Source organism: Streptomyces chlorus (genome assembly GCF_042655885.1).
In the GTDB taxonomy this organism is placed as follows: domain Bacteria; phylum Actinomycetota; class Actinomycetes; order Streptomycetales; family Streptomycetaceae; genus Streptomyces; species Streptomyces chlorus.
In genome coordinates, this window is record NZ_JBHSOA010000034.1 from 21,924 (window position 1) to 37,875 (window position 15,952).

A 15,952-nucleotide genomic window follows, 5' to 3' on the forward strand; every position below is an offset into this window, starting at 1 on the left:
AGAAGCACACAAAGACATCATTATGTGACGCGACGGATGCGTCGACGACTGGCTTCTGAGGGGGACGCCGGCGTCACGCGAGGGGGTGCGTCGGCTCCGGCGGAGCGGTGTCCACCCCTGCCCGTGGGAGGGGACTGCACCGCATGAAGCGGATCACACGCACCGCCGTGCTCACGGTGGGCGTACTCATCGCCGCCCTCGGCCTGCCGAGTGCGGCCGCACACGCCGCCGACGACTTACCCCGTGTCGACCTGCGCGTCCTGGTCGTCAGCGACGGAGGCCCGGCCGTGGACGCGATCGCAGCCGAACTCGAGGCCGCCGGCACGCCGTACACCGAAGTGGACCTCGCCCGGTCCGACCGCCCCGCCCTCGACGCCGGCTTCCTCGCCGACACCGTGGGCGGGCGGCCACGCGCCAAGTATCAGGCGGTGGTCCTGCCCAACGACAACCCGTTCCCGGTGAACTCGCCCGAGATGACGGCGCTCGCCGCCTACGAGCGGACCTACGACATCCCGCAGGTCGACGCCTACACCTACGCGCGTCCGGAGGCGGGCCTGCGGTACCCGGTCGACGGTGGCTACGCCGGCAGCATCGACGGGGTGCGGGCCGAGGTGACCGCCGCGGGCCGGGCGGGCCCCTTCGGTTACCTGGACGGCCAGGTCCCCTTCGAGGACAACTCGCCTACCGTGGGCGAGAGTTACGCCTATCTGTCGACACCCGTGGCCGGCGCGGACTTCACCCCGTACGTCGAGGCCACGATCCCGGGCCTGACCGGACAGGGCTCGCTGGTGGGGGAGTACCGGCACGACGGGCGGCGGGAACTCGTCGTCACGTTCGTCTACAACCAGTACCAGCAGCAGTTCAGACTGCTGGCCCGCGGCATCGTGGACTGGATGACCGGCGGCGTGCACCTGGGCGCCTCCAGGAACTACTTCGCCGTGCACGTCGACGACGTCCTCGCCGCCGACGACCGCTGGGACACGGAGCTGAACTGCACCCCCGGCGACGTCGACTGCCCCGGGGGCGAGGGCACACCCGACCCGATCCGCATGCTCCCCGCCGACGTCGACCACGCCACTTCCTGGCAGAGCGAGCAGGATTTCACCCTCGACTTCGCCTACAACGGCGCCGGGAGCGTCGATCACCGCGAGGGCAACGACGGAGCCGACGCCCTGGCGGACAAACTGATCGCCGAGCGCGACCGGTTCCGCTGGATCAACCACACCTACACGCATGCCTTCCTCGGCTGCGAACAGGACACCACAGTGGTTCCCTGGCGGTGCGCCACCAACGCCGACGGCAGCACCAAGTGGGTCGGCCGCACCGCCATCTCCGACGAGATCGCCACCAACCGCGTCTGGGGACGGACCGCCGGACTGCCTTTGCACGACGACGAGTTGGTGACCGGCGAGCACTCCGGACTCAAGGTGCTGCCGCAGCAGCCCGACGACAACCCGAACCTGGCCCCCGCTCTCGCCGACAACGACATCACCTGGCTCGCCTCGGACAACTCCCGTGATCCCGTGCAACGTCGGGTCGGCCCGGCCACGACCGTGTCCCGTTACCCGATGAACGTCTTCTACAACGCCGGGAGGGCAGCCGAGCAGGTCGACGAGTACAACTGGATCTACACCGGCCGCGCCCAGGGCGGAAGCGGAATCTGCGAGGACAACCCGGCCACCACGACGTGCCTGCCGGCTCCGCTGGACACCGCGACGGGGTACACCGAGCACATCGTCCCCCTCGAGACCCGGATCGCGCTCGGCCACATCCTCGCCAACGATCCCAAGCCGCACTTCATCCACCAGTCCAACCTGGCCGAGGACCGCATCGCCTACCCGGTCCTGGACGGCGTACTCGACGGCTACGAGGCCCTGTTCGCCGACAACACCCCTGTGGTGAACCTGCGGATGAGGGACATCGGCGCCGAACTCCAGCGCCGCGCCGCCTGGGCCGACGCCCTGCGGGACGGCCAGGTCACCGCCTACCGCACCGGCGGCACGGTGACCGTCGAGGCACCCGACGGCACGACCGTCACCGTCACCGTGCCCACCGGAACCACCCTCGCGGGCGATGCGTTCGGCGAGGCGTACGCGGGCCGGGCGTCCGGCTGGACGCCGAAGGAGGGCCAGGCCCTGGCCTTCACCCTGCCGGCGTCCGCCACGACCGGTGCCGGCACCGACACCACCGACGATGGACGGGCTCCGGACACGAGGGCCCCGGGGACAAAGGCGCCGGACGCGAACGCCCCGGCCGTGACGGCCCCTGTCGCCGAGCCGGCCCCGGACACCCGGGTCCCCGCCGGCGTGAGCGACCACGTCCCGTACACCGTGCGGAGCTGAACGGCGCACCGACCCGAGGCCCCGGCCCCCGACGCGTGACCGGGGGCCGGGACCCGGCCCTGCACGACCCTCCCACACCCCGCACCCGGCCGTGGAGCCCACCGATGCACGTTCACCACGGCGCGTCACGCCCCCGCGCGACGCGCGTCACCCTGCTCACCGAAGGCACCTATCCGCACAGTCACGGCGGGGTGAGCGTCTGGTGCGACCAACTCGTCCGTGGCATGCCCGACATCGACTTCGACGTCCTCGCCGTCACCGGCACCGGCCGCGAACCCGTCGTGTGGGACCTGCCCGCGCATGTCTCGAACGTCCTGACCGTCCCGATGTGGGGAACCCCGCCGGAGGGCCGCCCGCCCAGGCGGCGTCCGCGCGAAGTCCTGGCCGGTGCCTACGAGCAGTTCCTGACGGCGCTGCTCGACCCGTGCGCGGAGAGCGGATTCGCCCCGGCCTTGTACACCATGGCGCGGGCCGCCGCCGGCGGAACCCTCAGCCCGTTCCTGCGCGGCGACCGGGCGATCGCCGTGCTGACCGCCGTGTGGAACCGCCGGGGCCTGGTCGTGCGTGAGGCCCGCCCCACGCTGCACGACGCGGTCACCGCCACGGGACTGCTCGAGCACGTCCTGCGCCCGCTGGCCGCGCCCCTGCCGAAGGACGGGGTCGCCCACGCGGTCAGCGGAGGTGTCGCCGTCCTGCCCGGACTGGCCGCCCTGGAACGGCACGGTGTTCCCCTGCTCCTCACCGAGCACGGCGTCTACCTCCGCGAGCGTTACCTCGGCTACCGCACCGGCCCCTACCGCTGGCCGGTCAAGGCGCTCGTCCTGGGCTTCTTCCGGCTGCTGGCCGAGGAGAGCTACCGCAGGGCCGCCCTGATTACGCCGGGCAACCGCTACAACCGGCTGTGGGAGGAGGAGGGCGGGGCCGACCCGGCGTCGATCCGCACGGTCTACAACGGGGTGGACCCGGACGCCTTCCCGCCGGCCGGACCCGAACCGGACGTGCCGACCCTCAGCTGGGCCGGCCGCGTCGACCCGATCAAGGACCTGGAGACCCTCATCCGGGCCGTCGCCCTGGTCAGGGCGGAACGTCCCGGAGTCCGGCTGCGGCTGTTCGGCGGGACACCCCGGGGCGGGGAGGCCTACCGGGAACGGTGCGAGGCCCTCGCCGCCGAACTCGGTCACGGGGACGCCGTCACCTTCGAGGGCCGCGTCGACGACATCAAGGACGCGTACGCCGCCGGCAACGTCGTGATGCTTTCCAGCATCAGCGAGGGCTTTCCCTTCACACTGATCGAGGCCATGTCCTGCGGGCGGGCGACGGTGTCCACCGATGTCGGCGGAGTCCGCGAAGCGGTGGGGGACACGGGTCTCGTCGTCCCGCCACGGGACCCGGCCGCGATGGCCGCCGCCGCGCTGGAACTGCTCGGCGATCCCGCGCGGCGCGCGGCCATGGGGGAGGCGGCCCGGCTCCGGGTGATCGAGCAGTTCACCCTGCGCCGGACCGTCGACACCTTCCGCGCCATCTACCTGGAGTTGTCCGGCACCCGGCGGCAGCCGGCCGAGGCGGGAACACGGGACGGTACGGGGACGTACGCACAGCGGTCGGCCGGCCCTGCCGCACCGTTCCCGGACGAGCGCACACAGGTTCCGTCACCCATGGCGACAAGGAGCGTGGCCATATGAGCGGCCCCATGGCACTGGAGCCGGGCGGAGCCGAACAGGACACCCTCGCCCTACGGCTGCCGCGGACCTTCCCGGCCGACGACCCCACCCTCGTCGTGCGATTACCGCGGCCCGTCCCGGGCCAGGAGGAGGTGGACCGGCTGGCCGCCGGCCTGGCCGACCGCATCGGCCCCGCCGTCCACCCCTACGAGGTGGCCGCGCTGCTGGAGGCGGAAGGGCTGTCCGCGGACGCCGTCCGGCAGCGGTACGGCCATCCGAACCTGTTCTCCCTGGCTTCCGCCCTGTACGAACGCGTCCCCAGGACGTTTCCCGAGCTCGCGCCCGCCCCCGACCCCTGGCGTCCCGACACCGCGCGCTGCCTGCTGCGCGGCGTGCTGTTCGCCCTGCCGGGCCTCGCCTACCTGCTCGCCGCACCGCTGTGGCAGGCCGTGCGGTACGCCCCCGCCCTCATCGCGGCCGGTGTCGTCTCCTGGGCCTGGGGCCAGGCACTGGGGCACCGCGCCCACCTGCGCCTGGCGACGGGGCGCCACGAGGCGGGCCGCACCCTGCTGACCGGGGCCGCCCTCGGCGCGGCCCTGGCCACGGCGACCGCGGCCGTGGTGGCCGGCGGCGGACCGGTCACCCTGGCCGCCGCCGCACAGTCGCTGTACCTGGCCGCCGCCTCGGCGCTGCTGGTCCTCGCCCGGGAACGGCTGCTGCTGGCAGCCCTGACACCGCTGATCGCCGGCGCCGTGCTGCTGCCGTGGGGGGAGCCCGGCCCCGTGCTGAGGCTCGGTCTGCCCCTGCTGGCGCTGGGGGCCACGCTCGCCGCCGCCGGCTGGTCGCTTCGGGACGTGCTCGGCACCCCGCCCGCCCCCGGCGCGCACCGACCACCGCTGCCGGTCTCCCTGCCCTACGGACTGTTCGGCCTCGCCGCGGCGTCACTGGTCCTGCTGGAGGGCCGACAGCACCCGTACGCCGTGATCGTGCTGACCGTGAGCATGGGACCGGCCGAGTGGCTGCTGTACCGCTACCGCGGCTGGTCGGTCGCGGCGCTGCGGGCGACCGCGACGCCCACCGGTTTCCTCCTGAGGTCGGCCGGCCTCCTCGGTCTCTGCCTGCTCGCCTATCTCCTGCCGTTGACGCCCGCGGCACTCCTCACCGGAGCCGACCCGGCCGCGCTGCTGCTCCTCGCCGCGACGCTGTGGACGGCCCTGCTGCTCCAGGCGTTCGGCGTCGCCTGGCCCTCCGCCCTGATCTGCCTGACCGCCGCGGGCTGCGTTGCCCTGGTCACCCTGCTGCGCCTGCCACCGGGGCCGGCCGTTCTGCCGTTGTGCTGCGGCGCCGCGGCCCTGTGCCTGTCGGCGTGCGTGCTGAGGCTGCTCGGCCGGCCGGCGGTGCATGCCTGACCGCCCGCGCGTATCACCCGCACCCCGGTGCCATCGGGCAGACGGGCAGCCCCTCGCACCACGACCTGACACCGCGCACCACTCGGCACCGCTGCACATCACCCGTTCAAATAACCGGAAGGACACTCGAGTTGACCTCCGCACCGCTCGCCGCCGTCACCGGGGCCGAAGGCTTCATCGGCTCACACCTCACCGAAGCGCTCGTCGCCTCAGGGCACCGCGTCCGGGCCATGGCCCAGTACAACTCCTTCTCCTCCTACGGATGGCTGGAGACCCTGTCCCCGGACGTCCTGGACCAGGTGGACATCGTCCTCGGCGACGTCCGGGACCCCGGATCGGTACGCGGCCTGCTCGAAGGGGCCGACTGCGCCTACCACCTGGCCGCGCTCATCGCGATCCCGTACTCCTACCGGGCGCCGCACAGTTACGTGGACACCAACGTCACCGGCACCCTCAACGTGCTCGAAACGGTACGCCAGTTGAGCACGCCGAGGCTGGTGCACACCTCCACGAGCGAGACCTACGGCACCGCGCGAACCGTGCCGATCACCGAGGACCACCCCATCAACACCCAGTCCCCGTACGCCGCTTCGAAGGCGGGCGGAGACCGGCTGGCCGACAGCTACCACGCGAGCTTCGACACCCCGGTGGTGACGCTGCGGCCGTTCAACACCTTCGGGCCGCGCCAGTCGATGCGCGCGGTGATCCCCACCGTCATCGGCCAGGTCGCGGCGGGGGAGCGGACCATCACCCTCGGCGACCTGCGGCCCACGCGGGACTTCACCTACGTCGAGGACACGGCGCGGGCCTTCCTCGCCGTCGGCACCGCACCCGCCGAGCAGGTCGTGGGCCACACCTTCAACGCCGGCACCGGCGGGGAGATCTCGGTCGGCGACCTCGTCGCGCTGATCGGCAAGGTCATGGACACCGCCCTCGACGTGCGGGAGGACACGGCCCGGCTGCGGCCCGCCAACTCCGAGGTGATGCGGCTGGTCGCCGACGCCACCCGGCTCGCCGCCGCCACCGGCTGGAAACCCGCCCACACGCTGGAGCAAGGACTCGCCCGGACCGTGGAGTTCTTCCGCGACCCGGCCAACCTGGCCCGCTACAAGGCCGGCATCTACAACATCTGACCCGCCCCATCCGACCCGTACCACCCGATCCGCGTCCGGCACGTCCCTGGGGAACACGAAGGATCCGAAGGAGAAGCCCCATGCACGCAGTGATACTGGCAGGAGGCAAGGGCGTCCGGCTGCGGCCCTACACCACAGCCCTTCCCAAGCCGCTCGTCCCCATCGGCGACCAGCACGCCATCCTGGAGATCGTGCTGCGCCAGCTCGCCACGTCCGGCTTCACCCACTGCACCATCGCCATCGGCCACCTCGGCGAGATCATCCGCGCCTATGTCGGCGACGGCTCCCAGTGGGGCATGGACATCGACTACGCCACCGAGGAGAACCCCCTGGGCACCATGGGCCCCCTGCTCACGCTGCGTGAGCGGCTGCCCGAGACCTTCCTGGTGATGAACGGCGACGTCCTGACCGACCTCGACTACGCCGACGTCCTGAACCGGCACCGGGAGTCCGGTGCCCCGCTGACCATCGCGACCTACGCCCGCGAGGTCCACATCGACTTCGGCGTGCTGACCACGCAGGCGAGCAGGGTCGTTGCCTTCACCGAGAAACCCAGCATGGACTACCACGTCTCCATGGGTGTCTACGGGCTGTCCCGCTCGACGCTCGAGGGCTACACGCCCGGCCTCCCGCTGGGCTTCGACGAACTCGTCCTGGACCTCCTCGCCGCCCAGCGCCCGCCGCACGCCTACGAGTTCGACGGGTACTGGCTGGACATCGGGCGTCCGGACGACTACGACCGGGCCAACGCGGAGTTCAGCACCCGCAAGTCCATGCTGCTCAAGGGAGCCTGAGCGCCCATGCGCATTCTCGTCCTGGGCCGCACCGGTTACCTGGGCCGTCATGTCTTCGCACACCTGCGCGGTCTGCCGGACACGCACCTGCCCGAGGCCGGCCGCTCATCCACGGGGGCCGGCGGCGCAGGTCTGCGCATCGACCTGGCCGCCGACTCCCCGGACCGGCTGGCCAAGACCCTGGCGGAGGCAGCGCCGGACGCCGTGATCAACTGTGCGGGCGCGACCGGCGGGGACGCGGTCACCCTGGCCGAGGTCAACGCCCGTGGCCCCGCCGTCCTGTGCGCCGCACTGCGGCAGGCCGCACCCCGGGCACGTCTGGTACATCTGGGGTCGGCCGCCGAGTACGGCCCGGGGGAACCCGGCACCAAGGTGACAGAGACGGCGGCGACCCGCCCGCTCGGAGCGTACGGCGCGACCAAACTCGCGGGCACGGTGGCGGTGACGGCCTCCGGCCTGGACGCGGTGGTGCTGCGCGTGGGCAACCCGGTGGGACCGGGTGCGCCGCCCACCGGCCTGCCCGGCCGGGTCGCCGCCCTGCTGCGCGAGGCCGGCGCGGCGACAGGGGCAGGGACGATGCTGCGGCTCGGTGACCTGTCCGCGTACCGCGACTTCGTCGACGTACGCGACGTCGCGCGCGCGGCGGTGCTCGCCGTCACGGCGGCCGGGCTGCTCCCGCCCGTCCTCAACATCGGCGGCGGCGAGGCGGTCCGCGTGCGCGACCTGGTGCACATGCTGGCCCATCGGGCCGGTTTCGGGGGACGGATCGAGGAGGACACGGGGCCCACGGGAGGCTCGGGCCGCTCGGCGGCGGTGTCGTGGCAGTGCTCCGACATCACGGCGGCGGACGAGGCACTCGGCTGGCGTCCCTCGTACACCCTCGAGGAGTCACTGGCCGCGCTGTGGGCGGACGGCGGCACGGGCGCGGGCGGCACGGACACCACTGGGAAGGACACCACCGGGAAGGGCACCACCGGCACGGAAGGCGACCGCTCGCCGTGAGTCTGCTGATCCCCCTGTACGTCCATCCGGCCGAGGACCCGGGCGCCTGGCACCGGCTCGTCACGGCCGCCGACCGTACCTACGCCGTCGTGCTCAACCCCGCGAACGGCCCCGGGACCGGCCCGGACCAGGCCTTCGCGGCGGTCGCGGACGCGTTGCGGGCGGCGGGCGCCCGGCTGCTCGGCTACGTCGACACCGACTACGGCGCGCGGGACCCGTCCGCGGTCATCGCCGACGCGCGCCGGCACCGGGAGTGGTACACGGTCGACGGCTGCTTCCTGGACCGGGTGACCGCAGGGCCGGACGGCCTGCCGGGCTGCCGCAGGCTGGTCCGGTCCCTGCGCCGGACCGGCGCGCGAACCGTCGTGCTCAACCCCGGCGTGGACCCGGCGCCCGGCTACGTCCGCCTCGCCGACCTGACCGTCACCTTCGAGGGTCACTGGTCCACCTACGTCGCCGCGTTCAGCCGCTCCGCCCGGGCGAAGCCGCCCCCACCGGAACGGCTTTGCCACCTTGTCTACGGTGTGCCCGAAGCGCTCGTGCCCCTGGCCGTACGCACCGCGCAGGACCGCGGCGCGGGGGTCTGCGGCCCCGTGACAGGTGAACTTCCCAATCCCTGGGCAGAGTTGACACCTGCCCTGACCGTGACCGAAGACGAGGGACGGACATGAGCAGAAAACCTCCACCATACGCGCCCGCGATGGCGGTGCTGGCCGCGCTGGTCGTGCTGGCCACCACGGCCCTGACCGGGTGCTCCGGCCCGGACGGCGCCAGGAACACGGACGCCGCCCGGTCCGCACCGCCCCGCACCTCACCGGCCCCGACCGGGACCTCCCCCACTCCCGGCAAGACACCCTGGCGCCCGCGCCCCGGGCTCGACTGGCAGTGGCAGCTCGACGGCCGGGCCGACCTGTCGGCCGAGGTGCCCGTCTACGACATCGACGGCTTCGAGAACACCGCCGCCGACGTGGCCCGCCTCCACCGCGACGGCCGCAAGGTGATCTGCTACGTCAATGTCGGCGCCTGGGAGGACTTCCGGCCCGACCAGGACGCGTTCCCGCGCTCCGTTCTCGGCAGGACCAACGGCTGGCAGGGTGAGCGCTGGCTGGACATCCGCCGGATCGCCGTGCTGAAGCCGATCATGGAGCGGCGGTTCGACATGTGCCGGGACAAGGGCTTCGACGCGGTGGAGCCGGACCTGGTGGAGGGCTACGACCACGACACCGGGTTCCCGCTCACCGCCGCCGACCAGATCCGCTACAACCGCATGATCGCGGACATCGCACACGAACGCGGTCTGTCGGTGGGCCTCAAGAACGACCTGCCGCAGATCCCGCACCTCGTGGACGACTTCGACTTCGCCGTCAACGAGGAGTGCGCGCAGTACGGCGAGTGCGCCGAGCTCACTCCGTTCATCGAGGCGGGCAAGGCGGTCTTCCACGTGGAGTACGCGGAGTCGACCGGAGAGTTCTGTGCCGAGTCCCGCGAGCTGAGGCTTTCGTCCATGCGGAAGAAGCTGGAACTGGGGGTGTGGCGGGACCCGTGCTGAACCGGGGGATCCGGCCGTTCTCCCCTTCCGGAGCATGACACCCGGGCCCTACGGCGGCCGGCGGTGGAGAGAGGGGGAGAAGACGCAGCCCCGCCGGCATGCCCCGGCGGGGCTGCGCCGCGCAGCGGGCTACGACGTCGTGCGGCTTTGGGCGCGGGCCCGGACGATGACATCGCCGACCAGTTCCTGGCCCGGTACGGACGCCGGCTCACCGTTCCCGAGTTGCGAGCCCACACCCGCATGGGTCCCGTTCGCGCGTGTGCGAACGGGACCCATGCGGGTGTGGGCCGCCGGGGCGGACGGTGGTTACTTGAGGTACACGAGGCCGTCGGTGGTGACCGCGGGGCGGCCGCCGGTGCCGGCGACGACGATCTTGACGGTGTGTTTGGCGCTCGTGCTCCAGGTCTTGGTCCAGATGGCGTCGCGGTACTTGGTGGTGGACGACTTCAGGTCCACGGTGGCGGTCTTTGCGCCGTCGACGTAGATGTGGGCCTGGCCGGAGGTGGTGGCGCGGGAGGCGACCCAGGCGACGGACCGGCCGGTGAAGGTCCAGGTCAGGGAGGCGTTCTTGGCGGAGCTGGTGTACGACTTGCCGGCGAGGTAGTTGGAGGAGGACTTGGTGCTCCAGGTGCCGGACTTGGTGGCGGAGGTCTCCTGGAGGATGACCGGGGTGCCGGTGACCGAGGCGGTGGCGGTGTTGCCGGCCTGGTCGTAGGCCTTCAGCGACCAGGCGGTGGCCGTGGCGGACTTGGCGGTGTGGTGGGCGCTGGTGAGGGTGGGGCCGTAGGTCTTCGCGGTCGGGGCGGTGAGCCGGACCTCCTTCAGCGCGGCACCGTCGGTGGCCTTCCACTTCAGGGTCAGCGGGACGGCGGTGGTGTTGACGGTGCCGGTGCGCAGGGCCAGATTCGGCTTGGTGGTGAAGGTGGGGGCGGTGGTCTCGGCGAGGACGGTCGCGGCGGCCGTCGTGGTTGCCTTGCCGGACTGGTGGACGGCGCGGACGGCCACCTTGTGGGTGCCGGCGGTCAGGGTGGCCTTGGCGGAGGTGGCGGTGCCGGCGGTGGTGGCGGCGACCTTGCCGTCCACCAGCAGTTCGTACTTCGCGATGAGGGCGGACGGGGTGGTGGCCGACCAGTTCACGGTCACCGAGCTCTTGGTGTAGGTCGTCGAGCCGGACGCCCCGGCGCCGGTGACCGACTTCAGGGTGAGGCCGGAGACCGCGCCGCCCGCCCAGGCCCGGACGGTGGCGAGCTTGTCGTAGAAGGCGTCGCCGGGGCACTGGGTGTTGTAGCCGTCGCGGTGGCCGTGGATGGCGGGCAGGGACAGTTGGGCGCCCTTGGCCCAGGTTTTCCCGAAGTAGCTGCGTCCGCTGTCGCCCGCGGTGAGGGTGGCGGCGGCGGTGGGGTCGACGCCGTACTGGCCGAGCTTCCAGGCGGCGATGCGGGCGACGGAGGTCATGGCCGCGGTGGAGGGCGCGGTGGAGGTGTAGGTGCCCAGGACGGAGATGCCGGTGGTCTCGGCGTTGAAGCCGTAGGCGTGGGCGCCCATCACCGGCCGGTCCGTCCCGCCCTTGCGGCCCTCGTAGACCGTGCCGCACTTGTCGACCAGGAAGTTGTAGCCCACGTCTTTCCAGCCGAGCTGTTTGACGTGGTACGCGTAGATGCCGCGGACCACGGCCGGGCCCTGGGCGCAGGTGTAGTCGTTGGACTCGGCGGTGTGGTGCACCACGACCGCCTTGATCCGGCCGCCGGGCAGATAGCCGGGTTCCTCCGGACTGATCGACTCGTCCGCGCCCCAGGCGGCGCGGGTGGTGATCGGCGGGCTCGGCGCGGTGGACGGCGGCGCGGGCGGAACGCTCACCGAGGGGCTGGGCGAGGCGGTGGGTGAGGAGGAGGCGGACGGCTCGGACTCCGAGGATTCTGGCACGGAGGGCTCGGGGGAGGACGGCGCGGGCACCGCCGGCTCCGAGGAGGGAGTCCCGGACACGGTCCCGTCCGGCTGCGGAGCGGTGCCTGGGTCCGTGCTCGCGTCCGTGCCCGGCTCGGTGTCCGGGGCCGGGTCCGGGTCCGGCTCGGAGACCGAGGGGTCGGGTGTCTCGTCCTCGTCGAGCGAGTACGCCGCCGGATCCAGCGCCGTGACCTCGCCGCTGCCGGGGTCGACCAGGTCCAGCCGCAGCCCCTTCGGCAGCCGCGTGGTGCCCTCGCCGTCGACGCGTACCTCGACGCCGTCGGACGGGCCCACCCAGGCCGGTTCGGTTCCGCCGCGCAGCGCGCCGCTCTCCCCCTGGCCGCTGTCGCCGTCCAGACTCAGCCACGACGACCAGCTCTGCGTACCGGCCTGCCGGGTGCGGACCTCGACCGTGCCGGCGACACGGGCGGACGGGGCGGACCAGGTCACGCCGAGCATGCTGAACGGTCCGGTGTCCCGCTTGCCCAGCGACGCGGAGGTACCGTCCCCGGACATCCCCAGCGCGGTCGTCTCCGCCTTGCTGGTGACGGGCCCCGGTGCGCCGTTGGAGGGGGCGCTGCCGGTCTGCTGACCCGTCATGCTCTGCAGGACAAGGGCCCCGGACAGCCCGGCCGCGACAATGGCGGCCGTCTTCCAGAAGTGACGTGGAGTGCGCATGACAGTCGAAAGTTCCTTGTTCGTCAGGGAGAAACAGGGCGGCGGCCGGCTATCGGAACGGATGGCCGCACGGGAGACTCCCACGACCCGGTGAAGGTTGTACGACCGGGTTGACGCATCAGGCACAGGAAGATCGAAAACCGGCCATGTGCCGCACGGCGACCAGACCGGTCCGAGTGAGGGAGATCACCGCAATCTGTGGGAGGGTCTGATCAACGGCGGATCTGCTGATCAAGGAGAGACGCCAGATGAGCGAGACCGTTGTCGGGACCGAGAGGGTGCGAGGTCGGCGGATCCGCCGGGAGCCGGCCTCCGAGACAGGCCGGGCGGTGGCGGGCCCGGGCGTCGCGCTGACCGGCCGCAGCTTGCCGTGTCGGCGGCGAGCCTCCCCGTAACGTGGCCTGTATGGCGGATGACGCGGGCGGACCGGACGGTGCCGGGGACCCGGTGTCCCGTCCGCCGGCGGTACGGGCCCTGCGTCCTGGGTGGTGGCTGGTGTCGGCCGTCATCGTGTCGGCGGCTGCGGTCGTCGCTGTGAACCGGCGCCACGACCTGGTCCTGGCCCTGCGTCTGATGGGGGCGGTCCCGCCGGGGCGGCTGGGACTGGCCGCCCTTCTCGAGGCGCTGTCCCTGGTCTGTACGGCGGCGATGCAATGGTGGCTGCTGAGGGCGGGTGGCGCCCGCCTGAGGTTCGGCCGTGTGGCTGCGATGGTCATGGCGGCCAACGCGGTGGCCGGGGCGCTCCCCGCCGGCGCGGCGTTCGCCGCTGCCTGGCTGTTCCGGCAGTTGCGGCGCCGCCGTGTGTCGCCGGTGCTCGCGGGGGCCGTCCTCGCGGTATCCGGTGTGATGTCCGGTCTCGCCCTGTTCTCCCTGCTGGTGGCCGGTGTTCTGGCCGGTGGAGGAGCAGGGTCTGCTGCCGGCCTGCGCGCTGCGGTGCTCTGGCTGACGGCGGCCCTCGTTTCCGTCACCGCCGGGACGGTCGCCTTGGCGCATTTCCCACCCGTGCGGCGCCGGGCCTGGCGCGCGTGGCGGCGGATCGGGGTCCGCTCCCCCCGCATGTGGAGCGTCGAGGACGGGCTGTCCCACCTCGTCCGACACGTGAGAGCGAAGCAGCCCGGCGTACGCCCATGGCTGATGCCGTTCGCCCTAGCCGTGTCCAACTGGGTTCTCGACGTAGCCTGCCTCGGCGCCTGCGCATGGGGACTGGGTATCGCGCTGCCCTGGCCGGGGACGATGGTCGCCTACGTTCTCACCCAGTTGGCGGGAGCCCTGCGGCTCACGCCCGGCGGCCTCGGAATCGTGGAAACCGGCCTTGCCGCGCTCCTGGTGTTCTACGGGCTGCGCGTCGATCAGGCCATCGCACTGACACTTTTGTACCGGATCGCGAGTTACTGGGCCCCACAGCCGATCGGCTGGGCGAGCTGGCTCGGCCTCACGGTCGCCTCACACCGGCGGGCCCGCACCGAACGCAGAGAACCGGAGACATGACGCGTGCTGTCGCCGTAGTCCTTCCCGGTCGACGCCTTCCGACCGTGGGGTGAGAATGAATGGGGCAGGTTCTCCGCTACGCCGAGAGGTGGGCCGGTGGGCCAGGCAGCGATCAGTGTCACCGGTCTCAGCAAGCGGTTCGGGACGGTGATGGCACTGGACTCAGTGGACTTCGAAGTCCCGCCCGGTACCGTCCTCGGCCTGCTGGGGCCCAACGGTGCGGGCAAAACCACGGCGATTCGGATTCTGACGACGATCGTGCGCCCGAGCGCGGGCCACGCCGAAGTCCTCGGGCACGACGTGGTCCGCGAAGCGGCGACCGTCCGGGTCCTGATCGGGCTGGCCGGGCAGTACGCGGCGGTGGACAGCAACCTCACCGGCCGGGAGAACCTGCGCATGATCGGACGGCTCACCCACGTGCGGCGCTCCAGGATCCGGGCCCGCGCGGCCGAACTGCTGGAACAGTTCGACCTCACCACCGCGGGCGAGCGGCCCGTGCGGACTTACTCCGGCGGCATGCGGAGACGCCTGGACGTCGCCGCCGCGCTCGTTCCTGACGCACCGGTCCTCTTTCTCGACGAGCCCACCACGGGCCTCGACCCGCACAGCCGCAACGCGCTCTGGGACATGATCCGACACCTCGTCGATGGCGGTACAACCGTGCTGCTGACCACTCAGTACCTGGAAGAGGCCGACCAACTCGCGCATCGGGTGGTCGTCATCGACCGGGGACGGGTGATCGCCGACGACACTCCGGCTCGCCTCAAAGCGCACCTGGGCAGCGCCGTCATCGAGTTCGACATGGGAAAAGCCGAGCGGGCCCTGTGGGCGGCCGAACTGCTGCGGGGACACTTCGCGGAGTCGCCCCGCACCGACGCATCCCGAGTTCGCCTGGCCTCACGCGACGGATCACGCCAGTTGCTGGACGTGCTCCGACTGCTGGACGCGCACGGCCTGGTGCCCATTACCGTCGCCGTACGGGAAGCCAGCCTGGACGACGTGTTCCTGCAGTTGACCGGGGACCGGTCATGACCCGTGCCGCCACCGAATCCGCTCAGCGCCCCGGACTGCTCGCCCAGCCTGGAGTGCGACTTGTACGGACCGCCGGGGACGGTCTGACCGTCGCATGGCGAAATCTGATCGCCTTGCGACGAATACCGCGACTGCTGGTGTTTTCGACCATCCAGCCACTGGTCTTTGTGCTGATGTTCCGGTACGTCTTCGGGGGTGTCGTCGCGCCGGCCCTCCATGGAGTCAGCTACGTCGACTTCCTGATTCCAGGCATTTTCGTGCAAACAGCGGTCTTCGGGGCCATGAACACGGCGATCGGCCTGGCCACCGACATGCAGACCGGCCTGATGGAGCGATTCCGGTCGCTGCCGATGGCCAGATCCGCGGTGCTGGTGGGGCGGACCATAGCGGATCTCGGGCGCAACGTCTTCGTGGTGGCGCTGATGACGGGGGTGGGGTTCGCCATCGGCTTCCGCATTCACGCTGGTGTGTGGGCGCTGCTCGGCGGGATTCTGCTGGTGCTGTCCTTCGGATTCGCGATGTCCTGGATCTTCGCGGTGGTCGGCATGGCGGTCGGCGACCCGGAGACCGCTCAGGCTGCGGCATTTCCCGTCCTGGCCCCTCTGGTCTTCGCGTCCGCGGCGTTCGTCCCCGTCAACACCATGCCCGGATGGCTGCAGGCGTTCGCACAGCACCAGCCGGTGTCTATGACCGCCGAAGCGGTCCGTGCCCTGGTCCTCGGGGGGCCGACCGCACAGGACGTATGGCAGGCGCTCGCCTGGAACGCGGGCATTGTGCTGGTGTTCGCACCACTGGGCGTATGGCTCTATCGCAAGGCGGTGTGAGCCCCTGCCGGACTCTGCTGCACACTTCCTCGGGGCCGCAGGACCGCACTCCGCGACCTGCGGCGACGCGGCCATGCCCGGCGCTCCGAGCGGCTG

General features: G+C 71.9%; 12 protein-coding genes. 11 read left to right on the forward strand and 1 reads right to left on the reverse strand.

Annotated elements, in window-relative coordinates:
- The first annotated feature begins 143 nt into the window (after positions 1–143).
- From ACFPZI_RS16245 to ACFPZI_RS16280, 8 genes are all read left to right on the forward strand, one after another.
- Positions 144–2,342, forward strand: coding sequence for a hypothetical protein (locus tag ACFPZI_RS16245; protein WP_381363652.1), 2,199 nt, complete (start codon positions 144–146; stop codon positions 2,340–2,342).
- A 104-nt stretch (positions 2,343–2,446) separates the two neighbouring features.
- A complete protein-coding gene (gene pelF / locus ACFPZI_RS16250) occupies positions 2,447–4,024 on the forward strand; it encodes a GT4 family glycosyltransferase PelF (RefSeq protein ID WP_381363653.1) in 1,578 nt (525 codons plus the stop codon).
- Complete coding sequence (locus ACFPZI_RS16255; RefSeq protein ID WP_381363655.1) at positions 4,021–5,412, forward strand: hypothetical protein; 1,392 nt, start codon at positions 4,021–4,023, stop codon at positions 5,410–5,412. The genes pelF and ACFPZI_RS16255 overlap by 4 nt, the downstream gene beginning before the upstream one ends.
- A 131-nt stretch (positions 5,413–5,543) precedes the next feature.
- Positions 5,544–6,545 (forward strand): GDP-mannose 4,6-dehydratase, encoded by a 1,002-nt coding sequence (locus ACFPZI_RS16260; protein WP_381363656.1) that lies wholly within the window; start codon positions 5,544–5,546, stop codon positions 6,543–6,545.
- Between the two features lie 80 nt (positions 6,546–6,625).
- Positions 6,626–7,339, forward strand: coding sequence for a sugar phosphate nucleotidyltransferase (locus ACFPZI_RS16265; protein ID WP_381363657.1), 714 nt, complete (start codon positions 6,626–6,628; stop codon positions 7,337–7,339).
- A gap of 6 nt (positions 7,340–7,345) precedes the next feature.
- A complete protein-coding gene (locus ACFPZI_RS16270) occupies positions 7,346–8,341 on the forward strand; it encodes an NAD-dependent epimerase/dehydratase family protein (RefSeq protein ID WP_381363659.1) in 996 nt (331 codons plus the stop codon).
- On the forward strand, positions 8,338–9,012 hold the full coding sequence (locus ACFPZI_RS16275; protein ID WP_381363661.1) for a spherulation-specific family 4 protein: 675 nt from the start codon (positions 8,338–8,340) through the stop codon (positions 9,010–9,012). Before ACFPZI_RS16270 ends, ACFPZI_RS16275 begins: the two co-directional genes overlap by 4 nt.
- 29 nt (positions 9,013–9,041) lie before the next feature.
- Positions 9,042–9,890 (forward strand): endo alpha-1,4 polygalactosaminidase, encoded by an 849-nt coding sequence (locus ACFPZI_RS16280; RefSeq protein ID WP_381363662.1) that lies wholly within the window; start codon positions 9,042–9,044, stop codon positions 9,888–9,890.
- Between the two features lie 306 nt (positions 9,891–10,196).
- Here the strand turns inward: ACFPZI_RS16280 and ACFPZI_RS16285 are convergent, their stop codons facing one another.
- Positions 10,197–12,512 carry a peptidoglycan recognition protein family protein gene (locus ACFPZI_RS16285; RefSeq protein ID WP_381363664.1) on the reverse strand — a complete coding sequence of 772 codons (2,316 nt, stop codon included), beginning with the start codon at positions 12,510–12,512 and terminating at the stop codon, positions 10,197–10,199.
- Positions 12,513–12,917: 405 nt separating this feature from the next.
- Between ACFPZI_RS16285 and ACFPZI_RS16290 the strand changes: the two genes are divergently transcribed.
- The 3 genes from ACFPZI_RS16290 to ACFPZI_RS16300 all read left to right on the forward strand — a co-directional run bounded on the left by ACFPZI_RS16290 (position 12,918) and on the right by ACFPZI_RS16300 (position 15,856).
- On the forward strand, positions 12,918–14,000 hold the full coding sequence (locus tag ACFPZI_RS16290) for a lysylphosphatidylglycerol synthase transmembrane domain-containing protein (protein ID WP_381363666.1): 1,083 nt from the start codon (positions 12,918–12,920) through the stop codon (positions 13,998–14,000).
- A gap of 96 nt (positions 14,001–14,096) precedes the next feature.
- Positions 14,097–15,032: an ATP-binding cassette domain-containing protein gene (locus tag ACFPZI_RS16295; RefSeq protein ID WP_381363668.1), complete on the forward strand. Its 936-nt coding sequence runs from the start codon at positions 14,097–14,099 to the stop codon at positions 15,030–15,032.
- The gene (locus tag ACFPZI_RS16300) at positions 15,029–15,856 is read left to right on the forward strand and encodes an ABC transporter permease (RefSeq protein ID WP_381363669.1); all 828 of its coding nucleotides are present in this window, start codon (positions 15,029–15,031) and stop codon (positions 15,854–15,856) included. Before ACFPZI_RS16295 ends, ACFPZI_RS16300 begins: the two co-directional genes overlap by 4 nt.
- The last annotated feature ends 96 nt before the right edge of the window (positions 15,857–15,952 follow it).